At 43.3% G+C, this 14,680-nt stretch carries 15 protein-coding genes; 9 read left to right on the forward strand and 6 right to left on the reverse strand.

The features are described from left to right. The first annotated feature begins 192 nt into the window (after nt 1-192). Together MSG36_RS03520 and yidZ are read left to right on the forward strand one after the other, a co-directional pair. Complete coding sequence (locus MSG36_RS03520; protein WP_248366308.1) at nt 193-1,395, forward strand: MFS transporter; 1,203 nt, start codon at nt 193-195, stop codon at nt 1,393-1,395. Next, the gene (yidZ, locus tag MSG36_RS03525; RefSeq protein WP_248366311.1) at nt 1,370-2,356 is read left to right on the forward strand and encodes an HTH-type transcriptional regulator YidZ; all 987 of its coding nucleotides are present in this window, start codon (nt 1,370-1,372) and stop codon (nt 2,354-2,356) included. Before MSG36_RS03520 ends, yidZ begins: the two co-directional genes overlap by 26 nt. 71 nt (nt 2,357-2,427) lie before the next feature. Here yidZ and MSG36_RS23885 read toward each other — a convergent pair whose 3' ends face one another. After that, nucleotides 2,428-3,135, reverse strand: a complete 708-nt coding sequence (locus tag MSG36_RS23885) for an AraC family transcriptional regulator (RefSeq protein ID WP_116870972.1) — start codon at nt 3,133-3,135, stop codon at nt 2,428-2,430. Continuing rightward, on the reverse strand, nt 3,101-3,874 hold the full coding sequence (locus MSG36_RS03535; RefSeq protein WP_248366314.1) for an EAL domain-containing protein: 774 nt from the start codon (nt 3,872-3,874) through the stop codon (nt 3,101-3,103). Before MSG36_RS03535 ends, MSG36_RS23885 begins: the two co-directional genes overlap by 35 nt. Before the next feature lie 659 nt (nt 3,875-4,533). Between MSG36_RS03535 and MSG36_RS03540 the strand changes: the two genes are divergently transcribed. The 3 genes from MSG36_RS03540 to MSG36_RS03550 all read left to right on the forward strand — a co-directional run bounded on the left by MSG36_RS03540 (nt 4,534) and on the right by MSG36_RS03550 (nt 7,124). Next, nucleotides 4,534-5,769, forward strand: coding sequence for a MerR family transcriptional regulator (locus MSG36_RS03540; RefSeq protein ID WP_248366317.1), 1,236 nt, complete (start codon nt 4,534-4,536; stop codon nt 5,767-5,769). Then, complete coding sequence (locus MSG36_RS03545) at nt 5,770-6,339, forward strand: N-acetyltransferase (RefSeq protein ID WP_248366319.1); 570 nt, start codon at nt 5,770-5,772, stop codon at nt 6,337-6,339. It begins immediately after the preceding gene. A gap of 236 nt (nt 6,340-6,575) precedes the next feature. Continuing rightward, nucleotides 6,576-7,124: a carboxymuconolactone decarboxylase family protein gene (locus MSG36_RS03550; RefSeq protein WP_086969327.1), complete on the forward strand. Its 549-nt coding sequence runs from the start codon at nt 6,576-6,578 to the stop codon at nt 7,122-7,124. Between the two features lie 96 nt (nt 7,125-7,220). Here the strand turns inward: MSG36_RS03550 and MSG36_RS03555 are convergent, their stop codons facing one another. Next, a complete protein-coding gene (locus MSG36_RS03555; RefSeq protein ID WP_248366321.1) occupies nt 7,221-8,648 on the reverse strand; it encodes a PLP-dependent aminotransferase family protein in 1,428 nt (475 codons plus the stop codon). Between the two features lie 124 nt (nt 8,649-8,772). Here MSG36_RS03555 and MSG36_RS03560 point away from each other — a divergent pair, with 124 nt between their 5' ends. Continuing rightward, nucleotides 8,773-9,672 (forward strand): DMT family transporter, encoded by a 900-nt coding sequence (locus MSG36_RS03560; protein ID WP_048611675.1) that lies wholly within the window; start codon nt 8,773-8,775, stop codon nt 9,670-9,672. Between the two features lie 104 nt (nt 9,673-9,776). On the opposite strand, the gene MSG36_RS03565 is transcribed toward MSG36_RS03560, so the two are convergent. Beyond that, nucleotides 9,777-10,202, reverse strand: a complete 426-nt coding sequence (locus MSG36_RS03565; RefSeq protein ID WP_017069797.1) for a DUF3010 family protein — start codon at nt 10,200-10,202, stop codon at nt 9,777-9,779. 259 nt (nt 10,203-10,461) lie between these two features. Between MSG36_RS03565 and MSG36_RS03570 the strand changes: the two genes are divergently transcribed. Then, nucleotides 10,462-12,099: a methyl-accepting chemotaxis protein gene (locus tag MSG36_RS03570; protein WP_050643733.1), complete on the forward strand. Its 1,638-nt coding sequence runs from the start codon at nt 10,462-10,464 to the stop codon at nt 12,097-12,099. A gap of 155 nt (nt 12,100-12,254) precedes the next feature. Here MSG36_RS03570 and MSG36_RS03575 read toward each other — a convergent pair whose 3' ends face one another. Next, nucleotides 12,255-12,602, reverse strand: coding sequence for a DUF3316 domain-containing protein (locus MSG36_RS03575; RefSeq protein ID WP_050653248.1), 348 nt, complete (start codon nt 12,600-12,602; stop codon nt 12,255-12,257). A gap of 209 nt (nt 12,603-12,811) precedes the next feature. Here MSG36_RS03575 and MSG36_RS03580 point away from each other — a divergent pair, with 209 nt between their 5' ends. Beyond that, entirely contained in the window at nt 12,812-13,681 is an 870-nt protein-coding gene (locus tag MSG36_RS03580) for a LysR family transcriptional regulator (protein ID WP_048611669.1), read from the forward strand. Between the two features lie 4 nt (nt 13,682-13,685). Beyond that, a complete protein-coding gene (locus tag MSG36_RS03585) occupies nt 13,686-14,375 on the forward strand; it encodes an endonuclease (RefSeq protein WP_248366323.1) in 690 nt (229 codons plus the stop codon). Between the two features lie 5 nt (nt 14,376-14,380). Here MSG36_RS03585 and MSG36_RS03590 read toward each other — a convergent pair whose 3' ends face one another. Further along, entirely contained in the window at nt 14,381-14,599 is a 219-nt protein-coding gene (locus tag MSG36_RS03590) for a hypothetical protein (RefSeq protein WP_081228951.1), read from the reverse strand. Nucleotides 14,600-14,680 lie beyond the last annotated feature (81 nt).

A 14,680-nucleotide genomic window follows, 5' to 3' on the forward strand; every position in this document is an offset into this window, starting at 1 on the left:
TATGACTGACAAATCTGCCTCTTAATTTCATCGAAATACGATCAAAACCTTGCTTATTTCGTTAATTCTTGTATGTCGCCTGTGCCACATACTGATGGTTTGTCGTAAATGGAAAGATCCGTTGTCGTAGATGCCACTCGGTAGTTTGGCGTTTCGCTCTTATTATCCTCACATCAATTATGTGGGGGTGTTATGTATCGTTTTCTATTTTGTAGTTTCGCACTTGTGCTTTTGTATCCAACGGCCATTGATCTGTATTTGGTTGGGTTACCTCAAATTGCCGCGGACTTAAATGCTTCTGAGGCTCAGCTCCATGTGGCGTTTTCTATCTATCTTGCGGGCATGGCAACCACCATGCTGTTCGCCGGTAAATTTGCCGACAATGTAGGAAGAAAGCCTGTCGCGATTTTCGGTGCGATTGTCTTTGCTATCTCTTCAATGTTAGGTGGAATTGTGACTAGCGCGGAGCCGTTTCTAGCGGTGCGCTTTTTCCAAGGTGTTGGCGCGGGGTCATGTTATGTAGTGGCATTCGCCATTTTGCGAGATGTGTTAGACGACCTAAAGCGCGCCAAGGTGCTGTCGATGATGAATGGTATTACCTGCATCGTGCCAGTGCTTGCGCCTGTGTTCGGTCACTTAATCATGACCGTATACCCTTGGCCGAGTCTCTTCACGACCATGGCGAGTATGGGAGTAGTGGTGTGTTTGTTGTCGGTGTTAGTACTAAGAGAAACTAAGCTGAATAGAAAAGATTCGGAAGTAGCACAGGCTTTTGTGTCTCAATCATCTTCAACCGAAACTTTTAAGGAACCCTTGTTTATCAGCCGAGTGATTATGACCAGTTTGGGAGTGACGGCGATTCTGACTTACGTAAATGTTTCTCCAATGCTGATCATGACCGAGCTTGGCTTCGACCGTGGTCAATACTCTTACACCATGGCTCTCACTGCATTAGTCAGTATGCTGGTGTCGTTCTCTGCGCCGTTTGCACTGAATGTGTTTAAGCAGACAAGCCTGATGTTGACATCTCAAGCTTGCTTTGTGATAGCGGCTATCCTGCTGCTTGCATCGATTGATGGTGGGTTAGGGCATTATGTAACCCTGCTAGGCTTTGCTTTTGTGTGTGGTGGTTTCTCGCTAGGTTTTGGTGTCGCGATGAGCCAAGCATTGAGTTGTTATTCACAACGAGCAGGTGTCGCGAGCTCGATATTGGGCGTCTCTCAGGTGTGCACGTCGGCACTGTTTATCTGGTTGATGGGCGTGATCGGGTTCAGTGCATTGAATATGTTGGTATTTATACTGGCTGCTGGTGGAGTTATCAGTATTGCTCTAATACTATGGGTAAGTCCTTCCCAAGTTAAAAGTGATTATGAAGAAGCCACTAGCTCGTCTTGATCTGAATCTGTTATTCACTCTGCAATTGCTGCTGCAAGAGCAGAGTGTTTCAAAAGCTGCCAAAAAGCTTAATGTCACGCCTTCAACGGTAAGTAAATCACTGACCAAGCTTCGAGATTGGTTCGATGACCCCTTGTTTGTGAAAACACCAAGAGGTTTAACGCCGACACCACTTGCGCTAAGCATGGTGAAAGATCTTCAAGACTGGCTGCAGATTGGTAGCCAAATTCTCACGACTCGTGGTGACGATGCGCCGAAAGATGTGCGATTGAATCTAGAGGCGGAATCCCCACTGTCGTTAATCATGCTTAACGAGCTGACGCAAAGCGTGTATCAACGCTATCCCAATGCGAAGATTAAAATGCGTAATTGGGACTACGATTCGATAGATTCCATCGTACGTGGCGAATCAGATATTGGCTTTTCAGGACGAGAAAGCCATCCTCGCTCAAAAGAGTCCTTAGACGCGCTGCCATACTTCATCGATTTCGAGGTTCTGTTCCACGACATGCCAGTCGTGTATCTCAGAAAAGATCACCCAGCCTTACAGGAAGAGTGGAACCTTGAGGCTTTCCTCAAATACCCTCATATCAATATTGTGTGGGAAAAAAGCGAAACGTGGGCACTGGATGAAGTGCTTACCGATCTGAAACTAGACCGAAACATTGCCCTTACGCTTGCAGGTTTCGAGCAGTCTCTGTTTATGGCGGCTCAATCCAATCACAGCATGACGACGGTTGCGCCCAACTACTGCCGACGCTATGCAGAGCAACTTCACCCCAATCTTACCTGCTTACCCATCCCGTTAGACGAAGAAAATGCCAATAAGCTGCTGATCCCATTCACTATGATTTGGCACAAACGCAATGCCTACAATCCGATCGTTCTATGGTTAAAAGACACGCTCAGAGAGCTTTACCAGTTTCAAGTGGTAGATGCTCCCGAACATTTTGTGTTATAAAAATTTAATCTGGTTAGAATTGGGAGAATATCTAGTACAACGAGTGCGTACTTTTCTTCCTTCGAATAAGTTTAACGCATTAAAGTCATAAACTGTTTAGGAGAGCTTCCGTAAGTATCCTTAAATTTTTTACAGAAATATGACGTACTAGAAAAGCCGGTAAGGTAGGCAACTTGCTTTATGCTATAACTTTTGTTGAACATTAGACACACGGCCCTATGCATTCTTGCTGAAAGAATTAGCTCTGACAGTGTCGTATTTTCTTGTTGGACTCGTCTTACCAGTGTTGCTTTTGATAAGTACAGGTGCCTACAGATTTCGTTAACGGTCCAATGATTTTGAGGGTTTTTGGATATCAAATCGTAAACTTTGTTTGATAGGTAGTTATCTTCTTCTCGTTTTGACTTCTTATAAACTCTCTCTGCATCTTTGTTTATTAACCTAAATAAAAAGTCAGCGTCTTCAACACTATTTTCTATGATACTTAGCATTGAAATTATGTGAGGTGAAATCTGATTGTATAAATTCACATCACATATAACCTTTGTTTTTATAAGGTATATGGAAAAATTGTCGGATAGGTCTTTTTTTGTTGAAAAGTTGACTATCGTATTTTCGGGAATATTCAGTATCTTTTCACCCTCTACCAAGACAACATTTCCAGGATAGGATATAGCTCCATAGAACCCATATATTTTGATAATGTGCCTTGATCTAGATACGAATCTCCCAGTTTTCATTTGATTAATGTTGCTCTGTAATTTTCTTATTTTTATCATATGAACTGTTTTTATTCAGAAGAAGTAATTTGTTAATCTCATCCCAACTTTGTGGTGGAGAGTAGTAAAAGCCTTGAACTAAGACATCGAAATTCCTTAAAGCTTCGTGTTGAAGAGCTGTTTCTACTCCTTCTAAAATAAGGCGCTTATTAGCATAAGGAGAGATTACACTCATAAGGTGATCTAACGATCTCACATCGTCAAAATTGTAATATAGAAATGACTTGTCTATTTTTATGTAGTCCCAATCAATAAAACCAAGAGTTAGATTAGCAGCATCATTTTTATGGAAATAATCATCTAAAAATAAATTAACATTGTGTCGCTTTAAAAATTTTAAATTATTCTTAAGTCGGAGAGAACGGAGATCACAGTTTATTTCAGTTATTTCTATACCAAAATTAACTTTATTTAATTCTGTGACTTGCTTTAAAAACGAGCGATCCTCTAAGCATGATAAAGTTAGATTTATTGTTACAGGTACTCTTATCTTTTTGATAGAACAGTATTTCAATTGATGAAGAGATACTAGCTTAATAAATTCATCATCAGCATTAGAAAAAAACTCCTCATTATTGTAGGTTTCTCCTGATTCGCTCAAAACCTTGGACAAGATCTCAAGATGTTTTATTTTTTTTGTTTTTAAATCAACAATAGGCTGAAATAAGAACTCTAATTGGATAAATGCATCACTGTCGTAAATAGTAATTTTATTATTGTTTGATTCTAGCTTTAACATAACTCACATCAATCTTTTTATTGTTTTGGTTTATCATCCATATGGGTGTGCTTTCTGTCTACTGATTGCGTAAATTTTATAAAAAAATGAGTCAATTTTGTAATTAATGAAAATCGCCATAAATTTGACTTTCGAGTATCTATATAGTTGAACCTGTATGTTGCACACTTGTTTGTATTTCTTGTCATAAACCGATCGTTATACAGACAGTTTACTTTTGGTGATCTATGTCACGCTGTAATTTAGATTTATCTAAATCATAATGTGATTTTGGTTCAAAATGTAAATTTATAAAGTGCTGAGCTTCACATTTTTGAGGTCTTGGCTTCTTTTTTAGAGGTTAAATTGTTCTGAAATTGAATCTTGATCTTAAGACGTTCGTTTGAAGCAACCGTTTACCCGAATGGTAACACTTAACAGTTGGCTGTTCCGTTATCGTATTTGTGTGTATTTTTTGTTAAATCCACTGGAAGGGGGCGCAATAATTGAATTCTATTTAGGTAACCCGGTAGATTTCTAAGAATTATTAAACTGCCGCGGTTTATTATATTGTCCGAAAAATTTGTTGGGTACATTCCATACGCGAATATAATCTAGTAAGTGTTGACCTGACTACAGCTTCATAGTTTATCTTATAAATAGAAATGAGGGAGAAGTGCATGTATCGCATATCTGAATTAGCGGAGCTCGTTGGCCTGAGTCGTTCAACGCTTTTGTACTATGGAAAGTTGGGTTTGATTGAAGATCAACGTACCAGTAATGGTTATCGAAGTTATTCCGAACGCGACTTGCAGCGTGTGAAGTTGTTGCAGCAGTTACAAGCGGGTGGCCTGACGTTGAAGGAGTGTCAGGCGTGTTTGGATGCCAAGGTTGACCGCTCCTTGTTACAAAACCGACTCGAACAATTGGATGAAGAGATCGCTCAGAAACAGCGTTCGAGAGATCTTTTATCGGCCCTGTTAGGCGAGAGTGGTTTGCAAGATTGGCATGAATCGATGGACAAGGTGGCGCCTGATGCGCATCTCGATTGGCTCATTAAGCAAGGCTTTGATGAGAAGCAAGCACTGCGACTGAAATGGCTTTCAAAAGACATGAACGATCATGACCAGTACATGGCGGATTTTGAGGTGATCTTTGCGGGTTTACAGCGTTTAGGGCCAGGAACCGCGGAAGATACTCTAGAGGCGCTGGCACAAGTTCCAGTTTCTCCCAAACATGTGCTTGAGATCGGTTGTGGTAAAGGCATTGCCACCTCTGTGTTAGCGAAAGCCATAGTAGAACATCAAGCGGATGTGCACATAACGGCGGTAGATAATGATCAACCGAGCTTAGATATTCTGACTCAGCAAGCACAGGCTCTTGGCTTAAAAAGCAACGTCCAAACCGTGTGCGCGAGCATGATGGATCTGCCGTTTGAAGCTAAGTCGTTTGACCTAATTTGGTCGGAAGGCAGCGCTTACATCATGGGTGTTGAAAAGGCGCTAAAGCAGTGGCGAAATTTACTCAGGGATGACGGCATATTGGTCGTTAATGATTTGGTGTGGAATACCGAACAACCTAACGAATCGAGCAAAGCGTTCTGGCAGAAAGAGTACCCAGACATGACGACGGTTTCCGAGCGTATTAAACAGGCAAAAGCAGCGGGTTATGAAGTTTTGGATCACTTTGCAATGAGTGTCGCTGGTTGGCTTGCGTATTACCAGCCCTTTCAAAAGCGAATAGAAGCGCTTAAAGCAACGATGCCGAACTCAAAAGCGCTCGTCGATTGCGACAATGAAGTTAAACAATTTTTCGATAGCAGCACATCAAAGAACGGTTTGGGTCAACAGCCTTCTAAAGTTTCTGATCAACGTGATTTTGATTATCAGTTCTTTGTGCTCAAGAAATTAAAGTAAGTGAGTAACACCATGAAATTTAGGCAATATAATTCAAACGAAATCGAAACGATCACTCAAGTTTTCACTCAAACCTTTACGGATTCAGAAGGCGAGAACGAAGGTAAAACAGTGGGTAAACTTGCCTACGATCTTTTAACGACTACAGCTCCGACAGAGCTACTTTGCTTTGTTGCTGAAGACGATTCTAGTGAGTCGGATACGGTTAGCACTATTGTGGGCGCGATTATCTTTACGCCGCTTTCATTTGATGATGAAACCAAGGCATATTTGCTTTCGCCAGTGGCGGTGAGCACTCAGGTGCAAAAGCGTGGTATTGGTCAGCAACTGATTAACTTCGGTTTGCAGGTTCTGACTGAACAAGGTGTTGAGCTTGCAGTGACGTACGGTGATCCTGATTACTATTCAAAAGTGGGCTTTGGGCAAATTACCGTTGAGCAGCTCCCAGCGCCCTTTGAATTGAGTTTCTCTCACGGTTGGTTAGCTCAATCGTTGACTGGTGGTGAAATCAAAGTAACAAGTGGCAAGTCGAGCTGTGTTGAAGCTTTGTCTCACCCCGAATATTGGTAGTCGCTTGCAAAAAATTGAGAAAAAGAGAGAGCCCATCAGGTGTTGCCTGTTGGGCTTTCTTGTTATGAACAAAAGATATCCGTCAGGCTTCAATGTATAATTTGAACGAATGTTCAAAATAATACTTGAACGATCGTTCTTGTTTGATCTATATTGTTTTCACACCAACGGAGAACATTCATTAATTGCTCCGTGATTGAATAACTTTAGAACCGTAAATTGATAGGGATAGAGCAATGAGCAACTTCAAAATTCACTCAGTAGAATCCGCGCCAGAGCAAAGCCAACCTATTCTTGAAGGCGCTAAAAAGCAGATGGGCAGAGTGCCGGGCTTGTTTGGTGTGTTGGCTGAATCTCCAAACACACTTAAGGCTTACACTCAGCTTCATCAGGCGTTTAGTGACTCATCTTTCGATGCTGAAGAGCTAACGGTTGTTTGGCAAACCATCAACGTTGAACACGAGTGTCACTACTGTGTTCCTGCACACACTGGCATTGCACATTCAATGAAGGTTGATCCTGCAATCACCGAAGCACTGCGTAATCGCAAGGCTCTACCCACTGAAAAGCTGCAAGCACTGCATGACTTTACGCTGAGCATGGTGCGTAACCGCGGCAATGTACCTGAAAGTGAAATGTCAGCATTCTTCGACGCGGGCTACGGTCAACAACAGGTACTAGAAGTGATTCTTGGCTTGTCTCAGAAAGTGATCAGTAACTACGTAAACCACGTTGCTAAAACGCCCGTAGACAAAGTATTTGAACAGTTCGCTTGGCAAGGTTAATCGCATTTAACTAATTAAATGGTAAGAATGATGAAAGCCCCACTCGGTTGAGTGGGGCTTTGTTGTTTGGGTTGAATATGGAATTAACAAGGTTACCTAACGTACGTGCCTAGCGATTATCTTGGCTAGTGTCATAACCCCTTCTTTCCACTCTTTGCTCTCTTCAATATTGGCGACAGTGAAGCGCAGGCAATGTTTATATTGGTCGTTGGTGCCAAATACTGTTCCGGGTAAAATCCCCAACTTATGCTTCAAACAATCTTGATAGACCGCGTAGCTATCGACCGATTCAGGCAGTGTTATCCAGTTTAAAAAAGAGCCTTCCGGTTTTGATAGGTGGTATTGCCCGACAAGGTGAGGATAGCTATCTAGTGCTTGTATTAACAGGCTTTGGAATTGCTTTTGATTGGTTTGGTAGAGCCGCTTCATCTTAGACAAATGGCTGCGATATTTACCGGTAGTGAGAAATTGCCCCACCGCGGATTGCATCAGGTTTGAGCTGCCCATGTTGTCGCATAAAAGGTACTTTTCGACCAAAGGTTGGTAGCGCCCCGACAGTAACCAACCGATTCGCAAGCGTGAGTCTAAGGTTTTAGACAATGAATTGACGTAGATGACTCTATCTTGGTCATCAAGCTCTTTGAGGCTAGCGATTGGTGTATCGAATGCCAAGCTACCGAACACATCGTCTTCGATAATTGGTAAAGATCCGGTGATCTCCAGTAACGCTTTTCGATTCGCCAATGGCATTCTTGAACCGGTTGGATTGGTAAAGTTTGGCGTTAGCAGTAAGGTTTTCACTTTCCATTTTTCCAACGCGCTCTGTAGTGATGGAATGTCAATGCCATGGCTAACACTGCTTGGTATTTCAAGGGCTTGTAAGCCAAGCGATTCAAGTAAAAGTAGATTACCGAAGTAACACGGTGACTCGACTGCCACGATGTCACCGGGCTTGGTGAGCGCACGCAGAGCTAGACTGATCGCTTGTTGAGCACCATGAGTAATCGCAATCTCTTTCGATCCCGCAGGCACACCAAGATCATGGGTGATCTTTAACAATTGCTTTACTAATTGCTCGTCGCCGGGGGGTAATTGGTAATAACCGGGAAGTTGAGTTTGCAAACGGCTATGGCGACCGATTTCGGCGTACAAGCTACGAATCGCAGGGTTGTTTATGTTCGGGTGCGCAGAACCTGCCAACAGTTTCAGACGACCTTTCGGGCGAGAGAGTACAGATTTGGTGACAGATAAGAGGTCCACTTTTTGAGGTTGGCTTGGTGTATCCCAGTTGGTGGTGTTCGGTGCTTTCACGCGATAGCCAGATTTAGGTACTGAATATACCCAGCCTGTTGCTTCCAGTTCTTGGTAGGCGCGAATCACGGTGTTCTTGCTCACGCCAAGCTGTTCGCTTAGTTGACGGATTGAGGGAAGACGATCGTCTGGATGAAAGAGTCCCTTATCGATCTGAGCCTTAATATGTTGTTCGGTAGCAAGGTATTTATTGCCGCTGAGTTCTGCTTCCACGTTTTTCTCCCTCGTTGCTCACTCTCAATCTGTAACCATTCAAAGTGTTATATCTGTATCTTTATTAGTTATCTGTACCCAACTAAGGTAACAGCATTGATGAAGAGTTGACCAGAGGTTTGTAATGCTGATTAAAATGATTCCGTTTGTGTTTGTAATATTGTGGTCGTCAGGTTTTGTCGGCGCACGTCTTGGTGTGGAATACGCGGAACCCGCAACATTACTTTCACTAAGGATGGTAGCCAACGTGGCGCTGTTCTTGGTTTTGATTGCAATCCTTAAGCGTCGTATCCCTCGTGGTCGAGCATTCTTCCACGCAAGTGTGGTCGGCATCTTGATTCATGGTTTCTACCTTGGTGGTACCTATCTGGCGATTGATATGGGTATGCCCGCCGGGTTGAGTTCTCTACTTGTTGGCTTACAACCGATTCTTACCGCATTGATTATGATCAGCTGTACTTCGCAGCGTTTTAATTTCGCGCAGTGGCTGGGCTTAGCGCTTGGTTTTGCGGGTATCAGTTTGGTGTTGATGGGCAATATTGAATGGCAGTCAGATGACCAAAAAGGCTTGGCAACGTTATTGTGTTTGGTTTCTTTGGTGGGTATTACCTGCGGCACTCTGTATCAGAAGCGCTTTTGTCAGGGGACAGATATGGTAGGCGGTGCGATGGTGCAATACTTGGCTTCGGCGGCGCTGTTTCTGCCGTTCGCAATGCGTTACGAAACGATGCAAGTGAACTGGACTGTAGAATTCACGCTGACTCTAATCTGGCTGGTGGTTGTTCTGTCTTGTGTTGCCATCCTCTTGCTGCTTTATATGGTAGAACATGGTGCATCTTCAAGTGTGGCCTCAGTGTTCTATCTCGTGCCACCGACGACAGCAATTCAAGCTTGGCTTATTTTCGGTGAGTCGTTCGACATCTATGGCGCGATGGGCTTCGCCTTGTCTGCCGCCGCGGTTTATTTGGTGGTGAGGAAGCCAGAATGGATTAAGGCTCGCAGGCGAACAGTGTTAGAGCGGTAGTTTGTATACCAAAACTCATTCTACTTAAAGCTGATGACTAGAAACAAAAAAGAGCCTGAATATTCAGGCTCTTTCTGTATCAAATATTGGCTAGCGACTTTTGATTAGCGCTTCATCAAGCAAGCGTATGCCGTTGTAAACGGTGCTTCTTGGTATTGCTTAAGGCCTGTTTCTTTGAACTTCATCATTAGAGGGTTACGCTTAAGGCTCTCTTTGATGTCTGCTGGTGATACAACGGTTACGTCTAGGCCGTCGATCAGTTGAATTGCTGCTTCTAGTTTGAAACCAAAGCCACCGCCAGCAAATTTGCCTTTAGTTTGGCGTTGACGAATCACAACTTTGTCTACTTGGTAATCTTCCATTAACTTTGCAAAAGAGAATTGAAAGTCTTTCATATTCTGTGTGTCGTTTGCGTCGCTAATTGAAACTTTAGAAACTCGGCAATCAGGAATGTTAAATACACCATCTGATAGAGAAAGAAGACAGATGACTGCATCGTTACCTTTGATTTCAACACCACAAATTTTCATGTTCTTACCTACTTATTTTAGAGCCCTACATTATGGTGTTATTTCTAACACTTCTCCAGTATTTGCGCGTATCAGCAGCAAATAAGTCTAAATCAGAGTGTATTTTAGTCGTCGAAAGTTAACCTTTGATTGAAAAAACATCACACGAATTTACGGTATCGTTTGCTATGAGATGGGGCTCACAAATCCTTAGTGAGATTGCATATGTGTGCTGTATATTGCGCGCGCATCCCTATTTGAAGTGTGGTTATTAATCCCAATGAATATCAATAATCTTTCGATTAAGAGTAAAATCGCGATCCCGCTGTTGGTGATTGTGATTGTTTTTTCTACCGTTACTGTGCTCAACGTTATCAGATCAAATGCTCAAGCTGCGATTAATAACGAGCTCAATAATGTGGTTCAGCCAGTGCTAGATAACCTAGAAGATGGCTATCGAGATATCTACCAAATAATCGCTTCGGCACAAGGCCTGTTGCTTGCTAAAGACCAAGCGGCGATCGAGTACCAAAAGTTTGAATTTAAAGACAACGCTTACAAAGCGGTTCCTCGTTTCCAAAGTGTTGAAACCTTGTATCAAGCGGGCGTGTTGGATCCATCTTCACGTGGCGAGCTGTCAAAGCTTGTTAACGCGATGAGCAAGTGGGTGGCACTGCACGAGCCAATGTTCGCTGATCCAGCAAACGCAGACCAATACAATATTGATTACTCGACAGCGCTCGATGCTGAGTTTGCGATCATTCGTACTCAACTGCGCGATATCCGAACTCTGATTGAACTGAAACAGAAAGAGCTTCGTCAGCAAGCCGATGACTCTATTGAATCAAGCAAGTTGATCATTGAAGTGGGTATGGCAGTTGCTGTTTTCGCTGCACTTTTCGCGATGTGGTTATCAAATCGCTTTATCGTTCAGCCAATCCAGAACGTAGAGAAAGCAATGAATGAGATCGCATCGGGAGACGGTAACTTGTCTCAACGTATGAAGGTCGAAGGTAATGATGAGATCGCTCGTTTGAGTTCCGCTTTCAACCAGTTTGTTGGCAAGATCCATGTTACCGTCGAGCAAGTGATCTTCACATCGAATGCGGTACGCGCTGAGATGGAAAACATTAAATCGTTAACGCAAAGTGTTGCTGAATTTTCATCGAACCAACAGCGTGAAAGTGAAGTAGTCGCGGCGGCGGTTCATGAGATGCAAGCAACCAGTGAAGTGGTGAGTGGTAATGCATTAGACGCAGCAACCGCAAGTAACGTTGCAAACCATGAAGTAGAATCGGCTGATACCACGCTTGGTTTAACCGTGACCTCGATTGAACGCCTGGCGCAAGATATCGAGAACGCGGGTGGTGTGGTTCAAGAACTGGACACAGACGTGAAGAACATCGCCTCAATCCTTGGCGTGATCAAAGGCATAGCGGAGCAAACTAACCTACTTGCATTGAATGCGGCGATTGAAGCGGCACGAGCGGGTGAACAAGGTCGTGGCTTTGCGGTTGTGGCTGATGAAGTTCGTGCGCTTGCGAGTAAAACACAAGACAGCACTGGCGAAATCCAATCAATGATTGAACGCTTAGAAGTGGGTGCTAAACACGCGGTTGGTGTAATGACTGAAAGCAAAGTGAGTGGCGAGAAAACCATTGTTCAAGCAGGAACTGCAGCGTCTTCATTGAGTGAGATTCGAAACTCAATCGGCAAGATGAATGACATGAACACACAAATCGCTACGGCGGCTTCGCAACAGTCCCAAGTGTCTGAAGAGGTGAATAAGAATGTTCAACGCATCGCAGAAAGCACCATGCAAATGGTTGAGATGGCAAGCAGCGCAGAAAATGCATGTATGGCATTGGCCGAACAGTGTGAAGCGCTTGATAGCCTTGTGTCTCAGTTTGAAGTGTAATTTTCAAAATTAGACAGACGAATATGAGCTGATAATGGTTGCTCATTTTGAACTCCATTAATCAGCGTTGAACGACAAAGAAGCCCGAATTCTATGAGTGCGGGCTTTCTTTTTGACTATGTGATCGGTTTTTAGACCAAATCAATCATTCAGTGTTAGCTGCTACGTCCGTCTTTGTATGTGTAACGGTAGTCAACTTTTACGTTCGCTTGGTAATGGATGTCGCCGTTCATGTTAGTGATTTTTTTCACTTCCATATTCGCATCGTCAATCTTGAACGAATCGTATTTGGTTGTCTGTTGGAACTGTGGCAGTTCTCTTGAAAGCTCAAAAGGTGTTTTTGCGCTTAACTCATCCATAAGGTTGGTGCCTGCATCGTATGCTTCGGCTTCACTAGCATATGTGTCAGATTTTAACGTTGTTTCTTGAATCGTTGTTTTAGTTGCTGCAAACGCTGTGGTGCTGAGTACAAGAGTTGATGCAAGTATGATTAATTTCTTCATAGGGATACCTTACCTTGTTGTACCAGTGTTTTAGAGGTTCTCACCCTAGCAATAGGGGATGAGATTAATGTTAGGACAAAAATATGTTTCTGTAAGGGAATGATTATAGGTGCTGAAGATTAATGCCCGGCGCATATCAAGCAAGGTGACACTGATATCTAACTTCAATACACTGTGTGGGTAATCAAAGTTAAGCATAAGGTAAAGGCATGGCCAATTGGGAAGGGGTAAGTGAGTTTGTTGCAGTGGCAGAGCGTGAAAGCTTTACTGGTGCGGCGCAGAAGCTCGCTACGTCGGTGGCTCAAATCAGTCGTAGAGTAGCAAACCTCGAAGAACGACTCGCGGTGAAACTGCTCAATCGAACGACGCGTAAGGTTTCTCTTACAGAGGCTGGGCAACTCTATTACCAACAATGTAAGTTGCTGGTCGAGGGCTTAGAAATTGCTGAGCTTGCGGTCACGCAGATGCAATCCACACCCAAAGGCCTACTGAAAGTCACCGCGCCTGTGACTTATGGTGAGCGCCAACTCGCCCCAATACTGCATCAATTCTTAAAGCTTCACCCGCAAGTAGAGCTTGAGCTGATGCTGACCAATCAAAAGCTCGATCTTATCGATTCGGGTGTTGATGTGGCGATTCGTCTTGGCCGATTAGAAGACTCAAGCCTTGTGGCAAAGAAGCTCTCTCAACGCCAACTTTATGTATGTGCCAGCCCTGAATATATTGAACGTTATGGTGAACCGCATACATTATCAGAATTAAATAATCACCAATGTTTAGTCGGTGGATTTGAACATTGGCGTTTCAAAGAAAATGGGCGACCTCGCTCAGTTCGTGTTAACGGACGCATTAAGTGCAACAGTGGTTTAGCCTTGTTAGACGCCGCTAAGCAGAGCATTGGCTTGGTGCAGTTGCCTGAATACTATGTGAGTGAAGATCTTGATTCTGGTGAGTTGGTTGAGGTGTTGTCCGATTATCGAGACGACAAGGAAGGCATATGGGCGCTTTATCCTCAGAACCGTAACCTATCTTCAAAGGTTCGTTTGCTCGTCGATTTCCTTTCTGAGCAATTGGATTAGTTCTATGACTGAAATTCAGCGTCATTCAACAAGTCAAAGTGAGTTGATACTCAGTGTGTTCGACACACTCGAACAGCATTACGGCTATTTTGATTGGTGGCAAAGGAATGATCCTTACGAGATCGTTTTAGGCGCTATTTTGGTTCAGAACACCAACTGGAAGAATGCAGAGAAAGCACTCATCAACTTAGGCGATAAGCTCGACCCAAGGTCAATCGCTGAGATGGATCTTGATGATCTTGCCCAAAAGATTCGTTCGAGTGGCTACTACAATCAAAAAGCCATTAAGTTGAAGGCTGTGACTGAGTGGTTTTCGAAATACCAATACGATATTTTGGTGGTGCGAGAACAGGACAAAGATCAGCTCCGACAAGAGCTATTAGAAGTCAAAGGAATCCGTGGTGAAACGGCTGACGCGATTCTGGTTTATGCGATAGGTAAACCGTCTTTTGTGATTGATACCTACGCAAGAAGGATATTCACTCGTAATGGACTCGATGTACCTAAATCGTATGAAAAATTTCGAGCTTTGATGGAAAGCGTAATCCCTCTGGATACCAAAAGGTACGGCTACTATCATGGTTTGTTAGTCGAACATGGTCAGCAGTTTTGTAACCCTAAACCCAAGTGTCAAGATTGCCCGCTTAACGACTCCTGTCTAGAAGCTAAAACTCAAACTCAGACTAAAATTTAGCGAGCTTATGGTTCAATTTCTCCTATGGAATATAAAACCAACTCATCTGGGTTGGTGCCTTCGCCAAGAGTTCGAATGTCTTCGCCTTCTTGTTTGAGCTGAACAATACACTTCATCGCTTTGTTCTGCTCTACACCAATAATGGTTTTCATCTCCGAAGCCGATACGCCAAAGCGAGTGGCTATCAATAAATCGCGAACCTTCTTCTTATCTGAATTAAACATGCAACGTCCCTCTACTCGAATCGATGATTTAGACCAACTCAATAAGCTTAACCAACTTCTGAAAATAGGTACTTAAAACTT

Origin of the sequence: Vibrio sp. 1CM8B (assembly GCF_023161685.1) — a bacterium.
Classification (GTDB): domain Bacteria; phylum Pseudomonadota; class Gammaproteobacteria; order Enterobacterales; family Vibrionaceae; genus Vibrio; species Vibrio coralliirubri.

Bases quoted from the DNA above. Each gene is read 5' to 3' on its own strand.
- MSG36_RS03520 (WP_248366308.1), top strand. From the start codon at position 193: ATGTATCGTTTTCTATTTTGTAGTTTCGCACTTGTGCTTTTGTATCCA.
- yidZ (WP_248366311.1), top strand. From the start codon at position 1,370: ATGAAGAAGCCACTAGCTCGTCTTGATCTGAATCTGTTATTCACTCTG.
- MSG36_RS23885 (WP_116870972.1), bottom strand. From the start codon at position 3,135: ATGATAAAAATAAGAAAATTACAGAGCAACATTAATCAAATGAAAACT.
- MSG36_RS03535 (WP_248366314.1), bottom strand. From the start codon at position 3,874: ATGTTAAAGCTAGAATCAAACAATAATAAAATTACTATTTACGACAGT.
- MSG36_RS03540 (WP_248366317.1), top strand. From the start codon at position 4,534: ATGTATCGCATATCTGAATTAGCGGAGCTCGTTGGCCTGAGTCGTTCA.
- MSG36_RS03550 (WP_086969327.1), top strand. From the start codon at position 6,576: ATGAGCAACTTCAAAATTCACTCAGTAGAATCCGCGCCAGAGCAAAGC.
- MSG36_RS03560 (WP_048611675.1), top strand. From the start codon at position 8,773: ATGCTGATTAAAATGATTCCGTTTGTGTTTGTAATATTGTGGTCGTCA.
- MSG36_RS03565 (WP_017069797.1), bottom strand. From the start codon at position 10,202: ATGAAAATTTGTGGTGTTGAAATCAAAGGTAACGATGCAGTCATCTGT.
- MSG36_RS03570 (WP_050643733.1), top strand. From the start codon at position 10,462: ATGAATATCAATAATCTTTCGATTAAGAGTAAAATCGCGATCCCGCTG.
- MSG36_RS03575 (WP_050653248.1), bottom strand. From the start codon at position 12,602: ATGAAGAAATTAATCATACTTGCATCAACTCTTGTACTCAGCACCACA.
- MSG36_RS03580 (WP_048611669.1), top strand. From the start codon at position 12,812: ATGGCCAATTGGGAAGGGGTAAGTGAGTTTGTTGCAGTGGCAGAGCGT.
- MSG36_RS03585 (WP_248366323.1), top strand. From the start codon at position 13,686: ATGACTGAAATTCAGCGTCATTCAACAAGTCAAAGTGAGTTGATACTC.
- MSG36_RS03590 (WP_081228951.1), bottom strand. From the start codon at position 14,599: ATGTTTAATTCAGATAAGAAGAAGGTTCGCGATTTATTGATAGCCACT.